The organism is Ferrovibrio terrae, from assembly GCF_943372915.1.
GTDB lineage: Bacteria > Pseudomonadota > Alphaproteobacteria > Ferrovibrionales > Ferrovibrionaceae > Ferrovibrio > Ferrovibrio terrae_A.
Window position 1 is genome coordinate 1 of record NZ_CALSAN010000027.1, and the last position, 21,731, is coordinate 21,731.

The following is a 21,731-nucleotide window of genomic DNA, read 5'->3' on the forward strand; positions in this document are numbered from 1 at the left end:
CGCAGTCACCTGCGTGTCTTCCAGCGAAACGATCTGCGTGGTGCTCAGGCCCTTCACCTGCGTCGAGTTCAGGCCACCCAGCGCCGTCGTGGTGACGGAGTCCAGCTGTGTGGTGGTCAAGGCGCCAAGCTGCGTCGAGGTCAGGCCGCCGATCGCCGTCGTGGTCAGTTCGGCCAGCGCCGTGGTGCTGATCGACTTGATCTGCGTGGTGCTCAGCGAGCCCAGCTGCGTCGTCGTCAGCTCGAGCACGTCGGTGCTGTCCAGCGAGCCGATCTGCGTCGTGGTCAGCGCCTGCAGCTGCGTCGCCGTCAGGGCCTGCGCCTGGGTCGTATCCAGGGCGTTCAGGTCTGTCGTCTCCAGCGCTGCCACCTGCGCGGTGGTCAGGGCCTTCAGCTGCGTCGTGCTCAGCTCACCGATATCGGTGGTCTCGAGGCTGGCAACCTGCGTGGTCGACAGCGCCGCGATCTGCCCGGTGCTCAGGGCCTGGGTCTGGGTCGTATCCAGCTGGTTCAGGTTGGTGGTGCTCAGCGCCTTGATCTGCGCGGTGGTCAGCGCCTTGAGCTGGGTTGTCGTCAGGTCGGCGACATCCGTGGTCTCAAGCGACGCGATCTGCGTCGTGGTCAGCGCCGCGATCTGCGTAGCGTTCAGCGCCTTCGACTGCGTGGTGTCGAGAGCATTCAGCGCCGTGGTGGTGATGGCCGCCACCTGCGTGCCGGACAGGCCGGTGATCGCCGTGCTGCTCAGCGCAGTCACCTGCGTCTCATCCAGCGAGCTGACCTGTGTGGTGGTCAGACCCTTTACCTGCGTCGAATTCAGCGCACCCAGCACCGTCGTGGTGATGGAGTCCAGCTGTGTGGTGGTCAGGGCGCCCAGCAGGCTCGAGGTCAGAGCCTGGGCCTGGACACCGGTCAGCTCGGCAATCGCCGTGGTGCTGATCGCCGCGACCTGCGCGGTGCTGAGCGCACCCAACTGAGTCGAAGTCAGCTCGATCAGATCGGTGCTCTGCAGTTCACCGATCTGCGTCGTCGTCAGCGCCTTGACCTGCGTGGCGCTGAGCGCCTGGGTCTGGGTTGTATCCAGCTGATTCAGGTCAGTGGTTTCAAGCGCCGCCACCTGGGCCGTGGTCAGGCCCTTGATCTGGGTGGTGGTCAGATCCGCGATGTCGGTGGTCTCGAGGCTGGCGATCTGCGTGGTCGTCAGGCCGCCGATCTGTGCGGCAGACAGCGACTGCGCCTGGGTCGTATCCAGCTGGTTCAGGTTGGTGGTGGTCAGCGACTTCAGCTGGGTCGTGGTCAAAGCCTTGAGCTGGGTTGTCGTCAGGTCGGCGACATCCGTGGTCTCAAGATTGGCGATCTGCGTCGTGGTCAGCGCCGCGATCTGCGTGGCGCTCAGCGCCTTCGACTGCGTGGCGTCAAGCGCATTCAGCGCCGTGGTGGTCAGAGCCGCCACCTGCGTGCCGGCCAGGCCGGTGATCGCCGTGCTGGTCAGCGCAGTCACCTGCGTGTCTTCCAGCGAGCCGATCTGCGTCGTGCTCAGGCCCTTCACCTGCGTCGAGTTCAGGCCACCCAGCGCCGTCGTGGTGACGGAGTCCAGCTGTGTGGTGGTCAAGGCGCCAAGCTGCGTCGAGGTCAGGCCGCCGATCGCCGTCGTGGTCAGTTCGGCAATCGCCGTGGTGCTGATCGAGGCGACTTGCGCGGTGGTCAGCGCGCCCAGCTGCGTCGTCGTCAGCTCGAGCACATCGGTGGTATCCAGCGCGCCGATCTGCGTCGTGGTCAGCGCCTTCAGCTGCGTCGCCGTCAATGCCTTAGACTGCGTCGCATCCAGGGCGTTCAGGTCCGTCGTCTCCAGCGCCGCCACCTGGACCGTGCTCAGAGCCGCCACCTGCGTGCTGCTCAGCTCGCCGATATCGGTGGTTTCGAGGCTGGAAACCTGGGTGGTCGTCAGCGCCGCGATCTGCCCGGCGCTCAGGGCCTGGGTCTGGGTCGTATCCAGCTGGTTCAGGTTGGTGGTGGTCAGCGCCTTGATCTGCGCGGTGGTCAGCGCCTTGAGCTGGGTCGTCGTCAGGTCGGCGACATCCGTGGTCTCAAGCGACGCGATCTGCGTGGTCGTCAGCGCGCTCACCTGCGTCGCGCTCAGTGCCTTCGACTGCGTGGTATCGAGCGCGTTCAGCGCCGTGGTGGTGATGGCGGCAACCTGCGTGCCGGCCAGGCCGGTGATCGCCGTGCTGGTCAGCGACGTGATCTGCGTCTCATCCAGCGAGCCGATCTGCGTGGTGCTCAGGCCCTTCACCTGCGTCGAATTCAGCGCACCCAGCACTGTCGTGGTGACGGAGTCCAGCTGTGTGGTGCTGAGAGCACCCAGCTGCGACGAGGTCAAACCGCCGGCCAGGCCAGCGGTCAGCTCGGCCAGCGCCGTGGTGCTGATCGACTTGACCTGCGTGGTGGTCAGCGCGCCCAGCTGCGTCGAAGTCAGCTCAAGCACATCTGTGCTTTCGAGCGAACCGATCTGCGTGGTGGTCAGGCTCTGCAGCTGCGTAGCAGTCAGCGCCTGAGTCTGCGTGGTGTCCAGAGCAGCCAGATTGGTATTGGTAAGTGCACGGACCTGCGTGGTGGTCAGGCCCTTGAGCTGGGTCGTGGTCAGCTCGCCAACGTCGGTCGTATCGAGCGAACCGATCTGCGTGGTGCTGAGGCCCTGCAGCTGAGTCGCGGTCAGCGACTGGGTCTGGGTGGTGTTGAGCTGGTTCAGGTTGGTGGTGGTCAGCGACTTCAGCTGGACTGTGCTCAGCGCCTTCAGCTGCGTTGTCGTCAGATCGGCAACATCGGTGGTCTCAAGCGAGGCAATCTGCGTCGTCGTCAGCGCCTTGACCTGGTTGGCCGTCAGCGACTGCGCCTGGGTCGCATCCAGCGCGTTCAGCGCCGTGGTGGTCAGGGCCGCAACCTGCGTGGACAGCAGTGCCGACACCGCGGTGGTGGACAGCGCCGCGGTCTGGGTCTCATTCAGCTGGCCAACCTGGGTGGTGGTGAGGCCGACAACCTGCGTGGAGCGCAGGGCATTGATGAAGGTGGTCGACAGCGACTGGGTCTGCGCGGTGTCGAGCGCCTGAATCAGGGTGGAGGTCAGGCCGCTGATCTGGGTGGTGCTGAGCTGCTCAAGGTTGGTGCTGCTGATCGCGCGAATCTGCGTCGCGTTCAGCGCGCCGAGCTGGGTCGAAGCCAGTTCAGCAATGTCGGTGGTTTCGAGAGCGCCCAACTGGGTGGTGGTGAGCGCGCGGATCTGGGTGCTGTTGAGGGCCTGGATCTGAGTCTGGTCGAGCGCGGAGAGGTTCGTCGTGCTCAGCGCCTGCAACTGCGCGGCGGACAGAACCTGCAACTGTGCAGCATCGAAGACCAGCTGTGAGGTGGTGAAGTAGCCAAACTGTGTGGCGGTGAGCGCCTTGACCTGCGTGGTCAGCAGCGCATCGACCTGCGTTGTGCTGAGGGCTTCGATGCCGGTCTGGGAAAGTGCGGCGATCTGCGTCGACTTGAGCGACTGAATGTCGGTCGTCGTCAGACCCTGAATGGTCGTTGCAGACAGATTTGAGATCTGTGTCGCCGAAAGGAAACTAATGCCAGCCATGATAAATCCTCCCCCAGAGCGCCTTAAGCGCTGCCCAATGTCGTGTAAGCGATGCGTTGCGTCAGGCGTGCCTCACGCCCAATGCAACGGTGCAGGCTCGCGTACACGGCGAAATCGCTCAGACCAGCCCAGGGCCTGAACGATGAAAAAACTTGATGAGATATTGGAAAACTACAGAAAAACGCCAAAACCGCCCGGACATAATCCAGGAACGATAGTCGACGCGATCCAACGATTGGCCATCGAGGGGCGAATTTGCGACTCATCGCCGCTTCGCTAAGAGTACCCATGGCTAGCGCTCACTTTCTGTAGCGTTTCGCAATAACTTTCTGTACGCGATGAATAGAGCTATTTGATTTTGATGGTTAACGCAAGCAGGAATTTGCACGCGTTAGTTTTAAAAACCTGTCACGCAAACGTAGCGAGAGACAGGACGAAAACGGCGGATTACGACAGGAAAAGACAGATAGAAAGAATACCCCTTTTGAATGGTGCCGTATTTATTGTTATATTTCATGAAGTTATTCAAACGAGTCTTGGCTTTTAGCGAATCGGTGCGTGAGACATACGCACAACCAAAAGCTGCCCATTGTATGCACTGTTTAGGAAAAAAAACCTAACAATCAGCGTAAGAATTCGTGAGAATTCTATGGGGACGGGTCAAATAATCGAGCGGAAATAGGCGATGGTCTCCTTGAGACCGTCTTCCAGCTTAACTTTTGGCTCCCAACCAAGGGCCTGCTTGGCCTTGCTGATGTCCGGCTGGCGCTGTTTGGGGTCGTCAGAGGGCAAAGGCTGGAAAATCAGCTTTGATGATGAGCCCGTCAGCCGCAAAACCGCCTCCGCCAGCTCGATCATCGTGAATTCCACCGGATTGCCCAGATTGATCGGGCCGGTCACCTCGGGCCCGCTCGCCATCAGCCGCACGAAAGCCTCGATCAGATCGCTGACATAGCAGAACGAGCGCGTCTGCGTGCCTTTGCCGTAAATGGTGATGTCTTTGCCCTGCAGAGCCTGAACAATGAAGTTCGACACCACGCGGCCATCGTTGGGATGCATGCGCGGGCCGTAGGTGTTGAAGATACGGCCAACCTTGATCTTCAGCTTGTGCTGGCGGTGATAATCGAAGAACAGCGTTTCGGCGCAGCGCTTGCCTTCATCGTAGCAGGAGCGCAGGCCGATCGGATTGACATGGCCCCAATAATCTTCGGTCTGCGGGTGAACCTGCGGGTCGCCATACACTTCCGACGTTGACGCCTGGAAAATCGTTGCGCGCACGCGCTTGGCCAGGCCCAGCATGTTGATCGCGCCATGCACGCTGGTTTTGGTCGTCTGCACCGGATCATGCTGGTAATGGATCGGCGAGGCCGGACAGGCAAGATTGTAGATCTGGTCGACTTCGACGTAGAGCGGGAATGTCACGTCGTGCCGCATGATCTCAAAGCTCGGATGCTTGAGCAGCGCTTCAACGTTGGTACGACGGCCGGTGAAGTAATTATCGACGCACAGCACGTCCATGCCGTCTTTGATCAGCCGTTCACACAGGTGCGAGCCCAGAAAACCTGCGCCACCGGTGATGAGAACTCGACCTGACTCCCGCATTCGATCCCCCCAAGCGATTCACATCGGATTCTCGCCGACGATTTACAAACCTACCGAGGCCCCTTCCCCGGCACAAGCGCCCAGATGCCGCCGCGGGCAATCGCGCCGACTCGGATGGCAATCCGCGGCTCAGTCGGCCGCCTGCATCAACGTATCGGAGCGCACGATGTTGCGGCCATCCTGCTTGGCACGATACAGCGCGGCATCGGCGCGGCCAATGAAGCCCGCCGCATCATCATCGATACGCAGAATGGCTACGCCCACGCTGACGGTGGCAGGAATGGTACGGCCATTGAAATTGAAGGCTGCGCTTTCGACCGTCTGCCTGATGGTTTCGGCCAAACGTTCCGCATTGAACAGATCGCAGTTGCGCAGCGCTACGAGAAACTCATCCCCGCCCCAGCGGCAGATCAGATCGGATGATCGCAAACTGGCGCGGATCGCATTGGCGATGCCGACCAGTACGCGATCGCCGGCCAGATGGCCCATGTTGTCATTGATCGCCTTGAAACGGTCGACATCCACCATCACCACTGACAGCGGCTGATTCAGTCGGCGCGCATCACGCATCGCCTGATCGACCAGGATATCGTAGGCATGGCGGCTCGCCAGTCCGGTCAGCTTGTCGGTCGTCGCCATCGCCTCCAACCTGCGCTGGAAACGGTTGATGGTAAGCCATGTCGCCAGTAACACCAGGGCCGTGATGACGAAGCAGATGACCAGGTTGACAAAGAGCGCACGCCTGATCTGCGCGAGATCGCTGTCTGCTTCTTTCTCAACCAGCAGATACCAGCCAAGCTCGGATATGAAACGGACATTGAGAAAGCGCGTGCTGCCACGATAGTCATACTCGAAGTTCCGCGTCTGCCCGCGCGACCACTCCTGCTTCAGCTTCGCAAGCGTGCCGCGCTGCGCGATTTCATTCTCGGGAACAGAATTATCTGCGCCAACCAGAACGATGCGGCCTTCAGAATCAGCAAAATACACCGTGCGGCCGAAGCGGCTCTGGTAGTCGTCAATCAGCGTGCGCACTGCATTGACGGTGAGGCCGATGCCGGCGACACCAATCAGATTGCCACTGTAATCCATCACACGATAATTGATGAAGATCGTCATCGTGTCCTGATTGGCAAGATCAGGATCGACATTGATCTCGTAAGGCAGCGTCATCGCGCGCACACGAAAATACCATTCGTCGCGCGGTTCTTTTTCATCGACGCGTTTCAGGATTCCATCGGCATGATAATAAACCCGCGATGTTTCGGAAACGAAGAAGCTGGTGACGGCACCATAGCGCTCTTTGATCTCGCGCAGATACTGCGTTATGCGATCGGATTCATTTTCTCCATTCAACACCCAGTCGCGCAGAAATGTATCGGTCGCCATCACCGAGGAAATGACGATCGGCTGCACCAGATCTTTCTGGATTTCGGAATAAATGTTGTCGGAGGTGAGTGGCAGTTCCGTCTGCACGACGGCATCGCGCAAGGACTGGCGCGAGACGAAATAGCTCGCCAGCGATGTGGCCAGAAAACCGATCACCAGCAGCGCCGTCACCGTCGCCACCAGCAGACGCTTGTCACTCAGGACGAGCCGCATGCCCGCACCAGCCCCCGACTGAATTTCATTCACAGAGATACGCGCATTACGGGCAGTTCGTACAGAGGCAGCGGGGATATTTTGCCCCGCCCTGCCCTTGCGTCAGCGTGCCAATGGCTCGTCGAAGGCTCAGAAGAAACTCAGAACAAACCGCACGCAGACCAAAGTCAGGAACAGGCCGAACAGCACTTCCAGTTTCCGCTTCGGCAATGTATGCGCCAGCCTGGCCCCGATCGGCGCCGTCCAGATGCTGGTCGGCACGAATAGGATGAAGCCGATCAGCGAGACATAGCCCAGCGCCAGCGGAGGCTGCAGTGCCGCCACATCGGGGAATTCAGCGGCGCGCGGCCAGCCGGCATAAATGAAGCTGATCGCACCAGGCACCGAGATGATCACGCCCAGCCCCGAAGATGTCGCCACCGCCTGATGGATCGGGCGGCCATAGAAAGTCATGAACAGGCTGGACAACTGGCCACCACCAATGCCCATCAGGGCAGACAGCACGCCGATCACCAGGCCGAAAGCCCGCATGCCAAGCGGCCCAGGGATATCTTCGGCCAATTTCCAGCTGTCCTTGCCCAGCAGCAGGCGGAAAGCCGACAGGCCGGCCACCACCACAAATACGGCCTTGAACACATCGGCCGGCGCATAGCGGGCAACCACCCCCCCGACCAGCACGCCGATCACCACCGGAACCGCCCAGATTTTCACGATCGACATGTCGACCATCCCCTTGCGGCGATGGGCGTTGAACGACCGGATCGAGGTGGGAATGATCACCGCCAGCGACGTCCCGACACACAGGGGCATGCGCACCTCTTCCGGCACCGCAAGCAGGGTGAACAGTTCATAGAGCACCGGCACGATCACGGCACCACCGCCGACGCCGAACACACCGGCCAGAATGCCAGTCACGGCGCCAGCGGCGAGCAATGCCACCGCCAGCCAGGCCAGCTCGGTATAGGGAATGCCAAGGATCATGATGTCAGTCTCGGACAGGGGGGATGAAACGATGAAGCCCGGTGCTGCTCATACGTCAGGCTGGGCAGGCGGTATAGAGTCGGTACAAAGATTGTCGGCCAATGATGCATCTGCGGCAACGAACCGGTCCGAATGCGGGTATAAAAGGTGCATACAATCACGGAATATTGATTAATTTTTACTCATATTTTACCACGCCTTGCCCCTTCAGTCCTTCCGCCACCCTGCATAATTCATTGTTATCAATGATTATTTCAAGTCCGCCTAAGTTGCGGCACGACTCTTGCTGCCCGTATAAGGCGAAGACCACTTCAGCCAATGGGACAGGGGGAATGTCATGACGTCAGGATTCAAACTCAGCCGCCGCAGCTTGCTGCAGGGAAGCGCCGCCCTCGGTGCCGCCAGCCTGGCTTCGGGTCTGCCGTTCAGCCCCGCCCACGCCAAGGATGTCGCCATCGGCTTCATCTATGTCGGGCCGCGCGATGACTTCGGCTACAACCAGGCCCATGCCCAGGGTGCCGCTGCACTGAAGAAGCTCGGCGGCTTCAAGGTGCTGGAAGAAGAGAACGTGCCCGAGACCGTCGCGGTCGAGAAGACCATGGAGTCGATGATCAACCTCGATGGTGCCGCCTTGGTCTTCCCTACCTCGTTCGGTTACTACAACCCACACATGATCAAGCTGGCCAAGAAGTACGAGAAGGTCCGCTTCCTGCATTGCGGCGGTCTATGGTCCGACAAGGATCCGGCCAATGCCGGCAGCTATTTCGGTTACATCGACGAGGCCCAATATCTCAGCGGCATCGTCGCCGGCTACACCAGCAAGACCGGTAAGCTCGGCTTCATCGCCGCCAAACCGATCCCGCAAGTGCTGCGCAACATCAACGCCTTCACACTCGGCGCCAAGCTGGCCAATCCGAATGTCACCACGCAGGTGATCTTCACCGGTGACTGGTCGATGCCGGTGAAGGAAGCCGAAGCTACCAACGGCCTGATCAACCAGGGAGTCGATGTCGTCACCTGCCATGTCGACAGCCCGAAGGTGATCGCAGAGACCGCCGAGAAGCGTGGCATCATGGTCTGCGGCTATCACGTCGATCAATCCAAGCTGGCGCCGAAGGGCTATCTCACCGGCGCGGAATGGAACTGGGAAGCGCTGTATCCCAAGCTGGCCAAATCGGTGCAGGGCGGTGAGAAGCTGCCGAACCTGGTGCGCGGCGGCCTCAAGGAAGGCGTGGTCAAAACCTCCGCCTATGGCGCGCTGGTGCAGGACAAGGCGCGCAAACATGCCGATGACATCAAGGCCAAGCTGACTGCTGGCAGTTACGTGATCTTCAAGGGGCCGATCAAGGACAACAAGGGCAATACGGTGATTGGTGCCGGCACCGAACGCGGCCAGACCGATATTGAACTGGAGAAGATGAACTACCTGGTTGAAGGCGTGCTCGGCGCCCTCGCCTAAGCCCCCATCCACGTGGAGGCGAGCCCGGTCAAACTCGACAACGGCACGGCCCGCTGGCAGGACATCCTGCGCAGCGGCGCCGAGGCCGTCGCCGTGCCACTGCTCGCGGTGCTCGGCGCCCTTGTGGTGTTCGGCATTTTTGTCAGTCTCGCCGGCGTCAATCCATTCGAGACCTATAACCTGATGTATGCCGGCGCCTTCGGCTCGTGGTTCTCATGGCAGAACACGCTGACGCGTGCCGCGCCGCTGATCCTCACTGCGCTCTGCTGTGCCCTGCCCGCCCAGCTTGGCATGGTGGTGATCGGCGGCGAAGGGGCGCTGGTGATCGGCGGCCTTGCCGCGGCTGCGATCAGTCAGACCCTGCCCGATGCGGCGCCGCTGGTGGTGCAACTGGCCATGGCGATGGCGGCGATGGCAGCCGGTGCGGCCTGGATCGCACTGGCCGGCGGGTTGCGGCACTGGCGCGGCGTCAATGAAACGATTGCCAGCCTGCTGCTGGTCTATATCGCCATTGCCGTATTCAACCATCTGGTCGAGGGCCTGCTGCGCGATCCGGCCAGCCTGAACAAACCCTCCACCCCGCATATCGGCGATGCCAATATGCTCAGCACCATTCCGGGGACCGACATCCACTGGGGCCTCGCCTACGGCATCATCGCCTGTGTCCTGGCCTATATCCTGATTTACCGCACCACCTTCGGTTTTGGCATGCGGGTGGCAGGCGGCAATGTGAAGGCCGCACGCATGGTCGGTCTTCCCGTCGGCAAGCTGGTGCTGGTCGCCTGCGGCCTCGCCGGCGCCGCAGCTGGTCTCGCCGGCATGGTCGAAGTGGCGGCCGTGCATGGCAAGGCGAATGCATCGCTGATCGTCGGCTACGGCTATACCGGCATTCTTGTCGCCTTCCTGGCGCGGCATAATCCGCTCGCCATCATTCCCGTTGCCATTCTGCTGGGCGGCATCGGCGCCAGCGGCGGCTTGCTGCAGCGCCGACTGGGCCTGCCCGATGCCACCGTGCTGGTGCTGCAGGGCCTGATCTTCATAGCTATCCTGACCAGCGAAGTACTCTACGGCCGCCTGCCATGGCTGAAGAAGGTGAAAGCATGAGCGCCGATCTGCTCGGCTGGTGGGGCGTGCCGCTGGCGGTGCTGGCCGGCGCCATCCGTGTCAGCACGCCCTTCCTGTTCGTCAGCCTCGGCGAATGCATCACCGAGAAAAGCGGTCGCATCAACCTCGGCCTTGAAGGCACACTGGTGATGGGCGCCATGAGCGGCTACGCGGTGTCTTACCTCACTGGTTCACCGTGGCTCGGCGTGCTGGCGGCAGGTTGCGCCGGCGCCGTCTTCGGTATTTTGCATGCCCTGATCTGCAGCCTGCCGCGAGTCAACGATATCGCAGTGGGTATCGCACTGATGCTGTTCGGCATCGGCCTCGCTTTCTTCCTCGGCAAGCCCTTCATCCAGCCGCAGGCCCCGAACCTGCCCTCCATTCCCTTCGGCAACTGGAGCGACAATGCGCAAGTCAGGGATTCACTGCGCATCAACGCGCTCTTCCTGATCGGCGTGGTGCTGGCGCCGGTTCTGCTCTGGGCTTTCCGCAACACGCGCTGGGGCCTGATCCTGCGCACGGTGGGCGACAGTGCCGATGCGGCACGGGCGCTGGGCTATGCCATCAACCGCGTGAGGACGTTCGCCACTGCCGGCGGCGGCTTCCTCGCCGGCATCGGCGGTTCCTTCCTGTCGCTGTCCTACCCCGGCAGCTGGAGTGAGGGCTTGTCATCGGGCCAGGGCATCACAGCCGTCGCGCTAGTAATCTTCGCGCGCTGGAATCCCATGCTGTGCTTCTGGGCCTCGCTGCTGTTCGGTGGAGCTGCAGCGTTGGGTCCTGCATTACAATCCGTCGGCATCACCCAGGGCTACTATCTGTTCAACGCCGCGCCCTATGTGCTGACCCTGCTCATCATGATCCTGACCTGCTCGCGCGACCGCACGCTGGCCGGCGCGCCAGGTGAACTGGGAGTGACACGATGACCTATCAGAACACCGCCACAACCGGCCGTCATGTCGCCGCCGATCCCTATCCCTGGCCGTGGAATGGCGACCTGCGGCCTGAGAATACCGCGCTGGTGATCATCGATATGCAGACCGACTTCTGCGGCAAGGGCGGCTATGTCGATACGATGGGTTATGATCTCTCTCTGACTCGCGCGCCGATCGAGCCGATCCGGAATCTGCTCGCCGCCATGCGCGCCAAGGGCTATCACATCATCCATACCCGCGAGGGCCACCGCCCTGACCTGGCCGACCTGCCGGCCAACAAGCGCTGGCGCTCGCAACGCATCGGCGCCGGCATCGGCGATCCCGGCCCCTGTGGCCGCATCCTGGTGCGCGGCGAACCGGGCTGGGACATCATCCCCGAACTGGCCCCCCTGGATGGCGAAGTCATCATCGACAAGCCCGGCAAGGGCTCTTTCTGCGCCACCGACCTGGAGCTGATCCTCAATCTGCGCGGCATCCGCAATATCGTGCTGACCGGTATCACCACCGATGTCTGTGTCCACACCACGATGCGCGAAGGGAACGACCGCGGCTTTGAATGCATCCTGCTGGAAGACTGCTGCGGCGCCACCGACAGGGGCAACCACGATGCCGCGCTGAAGATGATCAAGATGCAGGGCGGCGTGTTCGGTGCGGTTGCCACGTCCACCGCCTTCCTGGAAGGCATTGCATGACAAGGTGGGCCAAATGGTGATGTTCGTCCCCGATCCTGCCGCCCCGCCCGGCACCGGCGCGGTGTCGCTGGAAGCGCTGGGCATGAGCAAGCAGTTCGGCGCGCTCAAGGCATTGGACGATGTGACGCTGAAGGTGGAGGCTGGCAGCTTCCATGCCCTGCTGGGCGAGAACGGTGCCGGCAAGAGCACGCTGGTCAAATGCATCATGGGCTATTACACGCCCGATACCGGCCAAGTGATGATCGGCAACCATGAACAGCCGATCGACAGTCCGCGCATGGCCCATACCCTGGGCCTGGGCATGGTCTATCAGCAGTTCACCCTGGTCCCCGACATGACGGTGGCCGAAAATCTGACCCTGGCCCGCACCGATCTGCCGACCGTGATCGACTGGAAGGCCGAACATTTCGAGCTGGAATCCTTCTTCGCCACCATGCCGTTTCGCGTGCCGCTCGACCGCAAGGTCGCGGCGCTGTCGGCCGGCGAGAAGCAGAAGACCGAAATCCTCAAGCAGCTGTATCTCAAGCGCCGCTTCCTGATCCTGGATGAACCGACCTCGGTGCTGACACCGGGCGAAGCCGATGAAGTGCTGGGCCTGCTGCGCGACATGACCAGGTCAAAGCAGCTCACGGTTCTGACCATCACCCATAAATTCCGCGAGGTCTTTGCCTTTGCCGACAGCGTGACGGTGCTGCGGCGTGGCAAGTTAGCCGGCAGCGGCAAGGTGTCTGACCTCACCGCTGATGACATGGCGAAGATGATGATGGGCGAGCAGAAGCTGCCTGAACCTGCCCCGCGCAGCGGCGAACCGGCCGAGACGCGGCTGGCGATCAACACGCTCAATGTCGCTGACGATGCTGGCCAGCCCGCCGTAAGGGGTATCTCGCTTCGCGTCCGCGCCGGCGAGATTCTTGGCATCGCCGGCGTCTCGGGCAACGGCCAGCGCGAGCTGGTTGAGGCGATTGCCGGCCAGCGCAAGATCACCGATGGCGGCATCGCGCTGCATGGCGAAGCGTTCGATTGCAGCCGGGCAGCAATGAAGCGCCACAAGCTGTCCTGCCTGCCGGAAGAGCCGTTGCGCAATGCCTGCGTTGCCACCATGAGCGTGGCCGAGAATCTCGCCTTCCGTCGTTTCGACGAGCCGCCCTTCGCCGCCGGTGGCTGGTGGCTGAAACCCGGCGCCTTTCGAGAAGCTGCAAAACAGGTGATCGCACGCTATCGTGTCAAGACGCCGGGGCCGGATGCCGCCATCGGCCAGTTGTCCGGCGGCAATGTGCAGCGTGCCGTGCTGGGCCGCGAAATCGGCGGCGAGGTGAATGTGCTGGTCGCCGCCAATCCCTGCTTCGGCCTCGATTTCGCCGCCGTGGCGGATATCCACGGCCAGATCATGGCGGCGCGCAACCGCGGCGCCGCCGTGCTGCTGGTCAGCGAGGATCTCGACGAGCTGTTTGAACTGTCGGACCGCATCGCCGTGATGTTTTCCGGCCGTATCGTCTATGAGGATGCCATCGCCGCCGCCGATCTCACCGTGATCGGCCGCCACATGGCAGGACACTGACATGCCGACCATTGCCGCCGCCAAACCCTACCCTTACGACTTCCCGCTGCGGCACACCGCCCTGGTGATGATCGACATGCAGCGCGACTTCATCGAACCCGGCGGCTTTGGTGCGGCACTGGGCAACGATGTCAGCCGGCTGGGCGTGATCGTGCCAACGGTAGCGCGGCTGCTCGGTCTCTGGCGCAAGGCCGGCCTGCCGCTGATCCACACCCGGGAAAGCCACAAGCCCGATCTTTCGGATTGCCCGCCGGCCAAGCTGACGCGCGGGAATGCGTCGCTTCGCATCGGCGATCCCGGCCCGATGGGCCGCATCCTGGTGCAGGGTGAGCCGGGCAACGATTTCGTGCCCGATCTGGTTGCCCTGCCCGATGAGCTGGTGATCGACAAGCCCGGCAAGGGGGCCTTCTATGCCACCAGCCTGCAGGACGAGCTGAAAGCGCGCGGCATCACGCATCTTCTGTTTGGCGGTGTCACCACCGAAGTCTGCGTGCAGACATCGATGCGCGAGGCTAATGACCGCGGCTATGAATGCCTGCTGGTGGAAGATGCCACTGAAAGCTATTTCCCAGAGTTCAAGGCAGCTGCCATCGAGATGATCCGCGCCCAGGGCGCCATTGTCGGCTGGACCGCCACCACCGACGAGGTCGCCGCAGCGCTGGCCTGAGCGCGCTCAGTCCTGCTGAACGTCGCCATAGGCGACGCAGATCATGAACTGCTCGATATAGTCCGGCTGGTCGACAGATAGAGGCACCACCGCAGCCTCGACCGCAATATAACCACGATCAACAAAATCCATCGTGCCATGCACGCGCAGCGGACGGCGGTGTTCCAGTACCCATTGATGCGCCAAATGATGGCCGTGCAATGTTTCCGGTGAATAAATCTCGTCGAGCCATTTGCCGGTGGCATCCCGCCCGGCACGGGCCGTGATCTCGGTGCCCACCAGCCGATTGCGATAGCGCTGCCGGCTCTCGTCCATATCGATGACGAGGATGTAGGCGAGGAAATCCTTCAGGTCTTCAGGCTTGAACAGGCTGCGCGATGGTATCTGCAGGCCGGCCGGGATGCGCTCGCGCCAGAAGGCGACAAAGGAAGCCGGCCGCGGGCTCCAGAAATTCAGATCTGGGTCTGCAGCAAATGGCTGGTCCTTGCGTGCTCTGCGTGGCTCTGCCCCGCTGCTCATTGCTGCAATACCTTTCGTTCATGCGCTGGATCAGCATGCCATAGCGTGAAGCGGAATTGGCAGGCAAAATAAACAACTCCGGCCAGTGAAAATCCTGGAAGGACCACTGGCAGAGCGTCATGAAGTTTGTGATTTGGGGGAATAAAGGCTGATGATGCGCCGGCGGGTCACTGCATCCCGCTTTGCGGACGGCGATCATCATTGGTCTCAACGACCATGAGTGAAGATAATCACTCTATCCCTTAATTCAAGGTTACCAATTGAAAAGGTGCAAGATTTCACAATCTTGCCGCAATTGGCCGCGGCAGCCCCAGATATGGGGGGTCGATTGACAAACTCCACCCCCTGCCGTTCTATGGTCGGCGCAATCCGATGTTTTGGCCTGCTGCTGTGGGCCATCGGTCCCGGTGTTCCGGCTGATAGTGTTCAGACGCCTCCAAAATCCAGGATTGTCCGGCCTGCATGTGCAGGTCTGGTCTTGACTATGCCTATCAGGAGTTTCCTATGGCGAACGGTACCGTGAAGTGGTTCAACAGCACCAAGGGCTTCGGCTTTATCCAGCCGGAAGCTGGCGGCAGCGATGTCTTCGTGCATATCAGCGCCGTCGAGCGCGCCGGCCTGAATGGCCTGAACGACGGCCAGAAAGTCAGCTACGAGCTGGCGACCCAGAAAGGCAAGACCTCGGCGGTGGACCTCAAGGTTCTTTGAGCGCCTGCGATCATCACATCGCATGAAACGGCGCCCTCACGGGCGCCGTTTTTTTGCGCCCGCGCTTCCACCCGATGGTCAGGCCTGCGGCAGGCCGAAAACCTCGCGCTGCTCGGCCACACCGCGCAGGCTGTGACGACCCAGGGAGACCAGGCCGGTATCCGGGCCGGCGGTCCGCACAAAACTTTCCGAGGCCAGCAGACTGCGATCCAGTTCGGTGCACAGGTTTTCCAGCCGTGATGCCTCGTTCACGGTCGGCCCGATCAGAGTGAAGTCGAGCCGCGCACCGGTGCCGACATTGCCATACATCACCAGGCCTTCATGCAGGGCAATGTCGAGCGCCAGCACCGGCAACCCGGCGGCTGCGCGGCTGGCATTGAGTGCATCCACCGCGGCAAGCGCGGCCTGTGCCGCCCGCAGCGCGGCGATGCCGACATCCTGGGCCGAACGCTGGCCATCGAGCTGGAAACTGGCCAGCAGACCATCACCGAGGAACTTCAGCACCTGGCCGCCGCCGGCCTCTATGGCCGGACCCAGACAGTCGAAATAGGCGTTTAGCGTTTCGACCAGCGGCTCGATCTCCAGGCGATCAGCCAGGGCGGTGAAACCACGCAGATCGGCATAGAGGATCACGGCTTCGATCCGCTCGGCCTGACCACGCTGGATCACACCGTTCAGCACGCGATGGGCCGCGTCGCCGCCAATATAGGCAGCAGTCAGGTCGCGACTCATCTGGGTCAGTGTGGCCGCCTTCACCGCCAGTGCCAGCAGCGGCACGAGCCGGCGCAGCCGCGTCAGGTGGTCCTCGCTGAAGCCACCCGCCCGCATGGTGGTGAAACTGCTGATCATGCCGATGCCGGCATAGCGGTCGGTGATGTGGTGGGAATTCTTGAAGGTCCAGCCGAAACTGTGCGCCATGGCAAACCAGTCGGTCAGTCCCTGCTCGGCAAATTCCTTCAGCACCGGGAAATCGTATTTTGCATGTGCGCCGACCAGTGGACGGTGCAGCTCCCCGACTTCACTGGCCAGCATATGGCGCAGCGGACTGGCAACCCAGGCGGCAGGCTCCTCATCCGGATTGCGATGTGGCATGGCGTCATTGCCGATCAGGCCGCCGGTCTGCGTCCAGGTATACCCGCGCGCGCGCAATAAAGGATGCAGTGTTGCCATGCCGACGAAAACCCGCTGCAGCGGGATGCCGGCCGTGACGACCTGACCGCAGAAATCGGTGATCAGGGTTTCCGGGGCGACATCGTCCAGACCGGCCTTGACCAGCCACATTGCCACCGGGATGTCACTCGCCGGCATATGTTCGCTATTGGGAATCATCATACCCCCAGCCTATACGACCGCGCCGCCGATTTCCTGTGATGGCTGTCGGTTTTGTCTGTTTTACGCAGCCGCGTTGCCGCTGGATCGGTCGACCGGCCGGCTGGGCGGGCCGCCGGTTTCGTCGGCACGGGGGTCCAGATCGGCCCGCACCGGCGCTGTGCTCGGCATCGGCACGAAATCGGCCTTCTGCTCCTGCGGCGGGGCGGCACGCTGACGCATGCGATAGAGAGCAAAGCCCGCCATGGTGGCATGCATGACCGCGGTGAACCCGAACAGGCCAAGCGGGCCGAACCGGTCCATCGCCACGCCGGCGATCATCGGGCCGATCACCGAGCCGACGCCATTGGTCAGCAGCAGGCCACCGGCCACGGCGACGAAATCGACATCCTTGGCCATGTCGTTGGTGTGGGCGACGCTAAGGGCATAAAGCGGAAACGAGAAGATCCCGAACAGGAAGGCGGCAACGATCATCACCGCCGGCATGCTCAGATAGATGAAGATCAGCAAAAGCGCAGACACACAGGCCAGGGTGCAGGCGATCATGATGGTGCGGCGGCGGTCCATACGATCAGACAGCCGGCCGAACGGCCATTGCGCCAGCGCGCCGCCCACCACAGTGGCGCTCATGAACCAGGCGATCTGCGGCACCGTCAAACCGGCCTGCGAAGCGAAAGCCGGGGCCATACCCCAGAAGGCGCCATTGGCCAGGCCGACGGTGAGCACGCCCGCGACGCCGACCGGCGAGACGCGATACAGCTTGCGGAGCGACAGGCGGGCCGAGGAAATCGGCGCCGGTGCTGGCGAGCGGGTCAGTGCCACCGGCACGGCAGCGAGCGAGACCAGGATCGATGCCAGGCTGAACAGATGGAAGCGCACCGGATCGTCGACCAGCATCAGCATCTGGCCCAGCGTGATGACGGAAAAATTCACCGTCGTATAGGTGGTAAAAACAACACCCCGGTTTTCCGGCGTGGCGCGTTCATTCAGCCAGCTTTCGATGATCAGATACAGGCCGGCCAGGCACAGGCCGGTCATCGCGCGCAGCAGCCACCAGGGCAGCGGCCCGACCAGCATGGCATGCGCGAGCGGAACCACCGAGGCGATCGAAACCATGGCGGCGAACAGCCGGATATGACCGGCGCGACGGATCAGTTTCGGGGTCAGGATGCAGCCGGCGACAAAGCCGATGTAATAGGCCGACCCCATCACGCCGATAGACAGCGCGCCAAAGCTTTCCAGATTGGCGCGGACCGGCAGCAGGGTGCCCTGCAGGCCATTCCCGGTGAGCAGCAATGCAACGCTGAGCAATAAGGCGCCGACCGGGGCGAGCGTGGCGATCATGGCGTGTCCCAGCCTGGAATTTTCTGCTTCGGTCTGCCCGGAGCCGCAGCGTCACACAGCATTACAATATTTCGGTCTGCTCGGGTCAGAGCCAGACGGGCATACGGCATAGGCTCGGTGGATCCGCAAAATTCTCGCATGGGTTGATATACCAGATAACCGTTGAGTCGATACCGCCCTGCGATTGCAGGGCCAAGAGTTTATAATCTGCATGAAAACCAGTCACTAACCATACCAGCCTTCCAGCTCCGATAACTACTTACGGTATTTTAATGAGGGTCATCCAGAAGGCCCGAGATATGACTGCGCCAAGCCGATCTCAACCTCGACAAACCCTCATGTACATGCAGAACCTGAAGACCAAACCCGCGATGACCGGCCGCATGCTGCGTATCGGTCTCGGCATCTTTCTGCTGGGCCTGTTCGGCTATGCATTGGTGCCAGGGGTGTTCTTCTCGCAATTGCCCACCGGCCGCGTGAATGCCGAACTGGTGACGGTCCGCGCTCCCATCGATGGCCAGATCAGCTATGCCGAACCGCGCATCGGTGAACGGGTGAAGCGCGGCCAGACCCTGGCCGTGCTGCGTGATCTGCCGGATCGCGATGTGCGCCTCGCCAACCTGCAGGCGCAGAGCACAAGTTTGGCTGAACGCATCGCCGGCCTTGACCAGCAGGCCGCCGCCATGGAGCCCCTGCTGCAGCGGCTGGGCGGCGACAGCCGCAATTTCCGCGAGGCCGTGATCTCCAACCTGATGGCACAGATTGCCGAGGCCGAGGCGCGCGTGCGTCAGGCCGAGGCCAACGCCCGCTTGGTGGACGCGCAGTTCAAGCGTATCGAGCCCCTGGCCGCCAAGGGCTATGCCAGCCGCGCCGATTTTGACCGCCGCCGTTCCGAAGTGGATGTCGCCCAGGCCGAGCTGGCAGCCCAGCGCCGCAGCCTGGAACGCCTGCGCCAGGAGCGCCAGGCCGCCGATCAGGGGATTTTCCTGAGCGATTCCTACAACAATGCACCCTACTCACAGCAGCGCCGCGACGAGATCGAGTTGCAGCGCCTGGCCCTGACCAGCCGCAAGGCCGAACTGGAAGCCGAGCGTGCCCAGGTTGACCGCCAGATTGAGGCCGAGCAGCGCCGCCGCCTGCAGATGGGTGAAGCCGTGATCGCCTCCCCGGTCGATGGCGTGCTATGGCGCCAGCTCGAAAGCGACGGCGCCACGCTTGGCATCAGCCTGCCGATGCTGCAGGTGGCAGACTGCTCGCGCATCTTCTTCGAGGTTCTGCGCGACCGCCGCTCCAGCGAAACCCTCTCGATCGGCGACAGCGTCATGGTCGAATTCGAGCGCAATGGCCGCATGGTCAATCACAAGGCGCAGCTGGTCGGCCTTCGCGGTGATCAGGATGTTGGCCGGGAATTCGCCATTGCCACGGCAGCCAGTGCAGATCAACTGCGCCTGATCTTCTCGGTCGATTTCGCATCGGGCAACGGTGGTAACGGCGCCGCCACGTCACAGGTGCAGGTGCAGAACGGCCAGGCGGAAGCCTGCCCGATCGGCCGCGTCGGCCGCCTGCATGCCAGCGACACCATGATCGACCGCACCACGCGCCGCCTCAACGACCTGTTCAGCGGCAGCTGACCGACGTGAACAATCTGCTGGCCACGATTCCCGGTGTCGCCCTGCTGGCCGGGGCCCTGCTGCTTCTGCCGCTGGTCAAACCCACCAACCTGCTGGTGCGGCGCAGCCTGATCGTGATCGTCCTGCTGCTCAGCCTGCGATATTTCTGGTGGCGCATCACCGAAACCGTGCCACCGCTGTCGCAGCCGGCGGATTTCGGCTTCGGCCTGCTGTTTCTCATCCTCGAACTGATGCTGGCCTTCAGCACCTATGTCTGCCTGGTCACCTTCTGGCGCCATCGCGACAACACGCCGCTTGCCGAAGAGAACGAGCGCAAGAGCCATCACAGCACCACGATGCCGGCGGTCGATGTCTTCATTCCGACCTATAATGAATCCTGGGAGGTGCTGGAGCGCAGCATCCTCGGTGCCCGGGCGCTGGACTATCCGAATTTCACGCTCTGGGTGCTGGACGATACGCGGCGCGACTGGCTGCGCGACAAATGCGCCGCATTGGGCGTGCGTTATCTGCGCCGCGACAGCAATGAAGGCGCCAAGGCCGGCAACATGAATCATGCGCTGGCGATCTCGAAAACAGAGACCAACGCGCCCTTCATCATGGTGCTCGACGCCGATTTCGTGCCGAAGCGGAAATTCCTGCGCCGCATCGTCGGCTTCTTTGATGATCCGAAGGTGGCGCTGGTGCAGACGCCGCAATTCTTCTTCAATCCGAACATGCTGCAGCATAACTTCATGCTGTCGGAATCCTGGGTCGACGAGCAGCGCTTCTTTTTCGACACGCTGCAGCCGGCAAAGGACGCCTGGGACGTTTCCTATTGCTGCGGCACATCCTTTGTCGCCCGTCGTGCCGCCATCGAGGATATCGGCGGCTATCCGATGGAAACCATCACCGAGGATATCCTGCTCAGCTTCAAGCTGATCGATGCCGGCTATGTCACGCGCTACCTGAATGAAAAACTGTCCAACGGCCTGGCACCGGAAACCATCGCCGAGTATATCAAACAGCGCAGCCGCTGGGGCATCGGTGCGATCCAGTCGCTGTTCGTCAAGGTCGGCCCCTTCGGTCGCAACAACCTCGACCTGATGCACCGTTTCCTGTTCCTGGAAACCGCCAACTACTGGCTCAGCCTGCCCACCTTCTGCCTGTTCGGCTTGATTGCGCCGCTGCTGTACTGGTATGGCGGCATCTCGATCCTGCGGGCCGATGCCGGCGATTACGCCTATCATTTCATGCCGGCCTTCTTCTCGTCTACCGCACTGTTCGTCTGGGTCTCCAGCGGCCGCATCATGCCGATCCTGACCGACCTGACCGAATTCGTCTGCGCCTCGCGCGTCGCGCCATCGGTGTGGACGGCGCTGATCTTCCGCAAGGCGCAGACCTTCCGGGTTACCAGCAAGGGCGTGATGACCGACCGCGTGCAGATCAACTGGACCGTCATGCTGGAAGCCGGCGCATTGTTCGTGCTCACCGCGATCGCCATCATTGCCTATCGCACCAGCCTGGTCGAAGGCCGCCAGCCCGATGGTGGCGATCCTGCGCTCTATACCTTCTGGAGCTGCTGGAACCTGCTGATCCTGGCGCTGGTCATGCTGCTGTCGGTGGAGCGTCCGCGCCAACGCCGCGAGGAACGCTTCGATCTCAATGAACCCGCCACGCTGCTGTGGCAGGGACTGCGCCAGCCGGTGCGACTACTCGACATGTCGGTCTCGGGTGCGCGCCTCGACCTGCCGCCGGCCCTGGCCATGCAGCTGCGCGATGCCGATATCATCATCGAGATCGCCGAGATCGGCCCGGTGACAGCACAGGTCACCTCGGCCGGCAGCGGCCTGGTGCATCTGCGCTTCGGCGCCGGTTCGCCGCGCGAGGCGATCATCACCAAGCTCTATACCGGCAATTATGAAAGTGTTGCGCAACGCGCCGATATCGGCACCGCTTTCACCGGCGTGTTCAAGCGGGCGTTTGGCTGGCAGTAAATCGCTGCCCTGCACAAC

The 21,731-nt window shown here is 62.1% G+C and carries 16 protein-coding genes; 9 read left to right on the plus strand and 7 right to left on the minus strand.

Features of this window, described 5'->3' with window-relative positions:
• The 4 genes from AAG821_RS16795 to AAG821_RS16810 all read right to left on the minus strand — a co-directional run.
• On the minus strand, positions 1 to 3,615 hold a 3,615-nt coding region (locus tag AAG821_RS16795), incomplete at its 3' end, for a heme utilization protein (protein ID WP_341916353.1).
• A 660-nt stretch (positions 3,616 to 4,275) separates the two neighbouring features.
• Positions 4,276 to 5,217 (minus strand): UDP-glucuronic acid decarboxylase family protein, encoded by a 942-nt coding sequence (locus AAG821_RS16800; protein ID WP_341911634.1) that lies wholly within the window; start codon positions 5,215 to 5,217, stop codon positions 4,276 to 4,278.
• A gap of 129 nt (positions 5,218 to 5,346) precedes the next feature.
• Entirely contained in the window at positions 5,347 to 6,816 is a 1,470-nt protein-coding gene (locus tag AAG821_RS16805; RefSeq protein WP_341911637.1) for a sensor domain-containing diguanylate cyclase, read from the minus strand.
• A gap of 129 nt (positions 6,817 to 6,945) precedes the next feature.
• The gene (locus AAG821_RS16810; RefSeq protein ID WP_341911639.1) at positions 6,946 to 7,797 is read right to left on the minus strand and encodes a sulfite exporter TauE/SafE family protein; all 852 of its coding nucleotides are present in this window, start codon (positions 7,795 to 7,797) and stop codon (positions 6,946 to 6,948) included.
• A 337-nt stretch (positions 7,798 to 8,134) separates the two neighbouring features.
• Between AAG821_RS16810 and AAG821_RS16815 the strand changes: the two genes are divergently transcribed.
• The 6 genes from AAG821_RS16815 to AAG821_RS16840 are packed head-to-tail and all read left to right on the plus strand — an operon-like array spanning position 8,135 to position 14,209.
• Positions 8,135 to 9,256, plus strand: coding sequence for a BMP family ABC transporter substrate-binding protein (locus AAG821_RS16815; RefSeq protein ID WP_341911641.1), 1,122 nt, complete (start codon positions 8,135 to 8,137; stop codon positions 9,254 to 9,256).
• Between the two features lie 12 nt (positions 9,257 to 9,268).
• Positions 9,269 to 10,360, plus strand: a complete 1,092-nt coding sequence (locus AAG821_RS16820; protein WP_341911644.1) for an ABC transporter permease — start codon at positions 9,269 to 9,271, stop codon at positions 10,358 to 10,360.
• On the plus strand, positions 10,357 to 11,283 hold the full coding sequence (locus AAG821_RS16825) for an ABC transporter permease (RefSeq protein ID WP_341911646.1): 927 nt from the start codon (positions 10,357 to 10,359) through the stop codon (positions 11,281 to 11,283). Before AAG821_RS16820 ends, AAG821_RS16825 begins: the two co-directional genes overlap by 4 nt.
• Positions 11,280 to 11,984: an isochorismatase family cysteine hydrolase gene (locus tag AAG821_RS16830; protein WP_341911647.1), complete on the plus strand. Its 705-nt coding sequence runs from the start codon at positions 11,280 to 11,282 to the stop codon at positions 11,982 to 11,984. The genes AAG821_RS16825 and AAG821_RS16830 overlap by 4 nt, the downstream gene beginning before the upstream one ends.
• 13 nt (positions 11,985 to 11,997) lie before the next feature.
• Complete coding sequence (locus AAG821_RS16835) at positions 11,998 to 13,542, plus strand: ABC transporter ATP-binding protein (protein ID WP_341911649.1); 1,545 nt, start codon at positions 11,998 to 12,000, stop codon at positions 13,540 to 13,542.
• A gap of 1 nt (position 13,543) precedes the next feature.
• Positions 13,544 to 14,209, plus strand: a complete 666-nt coding sequence (locus AAG821_RS16840; RefSeq protein WP_341911651.1) for a cysteine hydrolase — start codon at positions 13,544 to 13,546, stop codon at positions 14,207 to 14,209.
• Positions 14,210 to 14,215: 6 nt separating this feature from the next.
• On the opposite strand, the gene AAG821_RS16845 is transcribed toward AAG821_RS16840, so the two are convergent.
• Positions 14,216 to 14,728, minus strand: coding sequence for a PAS domain-containing protein (locus AAG821_RS16845; RefSeq protein ID WP_341911653.1), 513 nt, complete (start codon positions 14,726 to 14,728; stop codon positions 14,216 to 14,218).
• Between the two features lie 504 nt (positions 14,729 to 15,232).
• Here AAG821_RS16845 and AAG821_RS16850 point away from each other — a divergent pair.
• Positions 15,233 to 15,436, plus strand: a complete 204-nt coding sequence (locus AAG821_RS16850; RefSeq protein WP_341894552.1) for a cold-shock protein — start codon at positions 15,233 to 15,235, stop codon at positions 15,434 to 15,436.
• 78 nt (positions 15,437 to 15,514) lie between these two features.
• On the opposite strand, the gene AAG821_RS16855 is transcribed toward AAG821_RS16850, so the two are convergent.
• Both AAG821_RS16855 and AAG821_RS16860 read right to left on the minus strand, forming a co-directional pair.
• The gene (locus AAG821_RS16855) at positions 15,515 to 16,768 is read right to left on the minus strand and encodes an adenylate/guanylate cyclase domain-containing protein (protein ID WP_341911655.1); all 1,254 of its coding nucleotides are present in this window, start codon (positions 16,766 to 16,768) and stop codon (positions 15,515 to 15,517) included.
• A gap of 60 nt (positions 16,769 to 16,828) precedes the next feature.
• The gene (locus tag AAG821_RS16860) at positions 16,829 to 18,109 is read right to left on the minus strand and encodes an MFS transporter (RefSeq protein WP_341911657.1); all 1,281 of its coding nucleotides are present in this window, start codon (positions 18,107 to 18,109) and stop codon (positions 16,829 to 16,831) included.
• A gap of 338 nt (positions 18,110 to 18,447) precedes the next feature.
• On the opposite strand from AAG821_RS16860, the gene AAG821_RS16865 reads away from it, so the two are divergent.
• Positions 18,448 to 19,740, plus strand: coding sequence for a hypothetical protein (locus tag AAG821_RS16865; protein WP_341911658.1), 1,293 nt, complete (start codon positions 18,448 to 18,450; stop codon positions 19,738 to 19,740).
• A 5-nt stretch (positions 19,741 to 19,745) separates the two neighbouring features.
• Positions 19,746 to 21,713, plus strand: coding sequence for a cellulose synthase catalytic subunit (locus AAG821_RS16870; protein ID WP_341911660.1), 1,968 nt, complete (start codon positions 19,746 to 19,748; stop codon positions 21,711 to 21,713).
• The last annotated feature ends 18 nt before the right edge of the window (positions 21,714 to 21,731 follow it).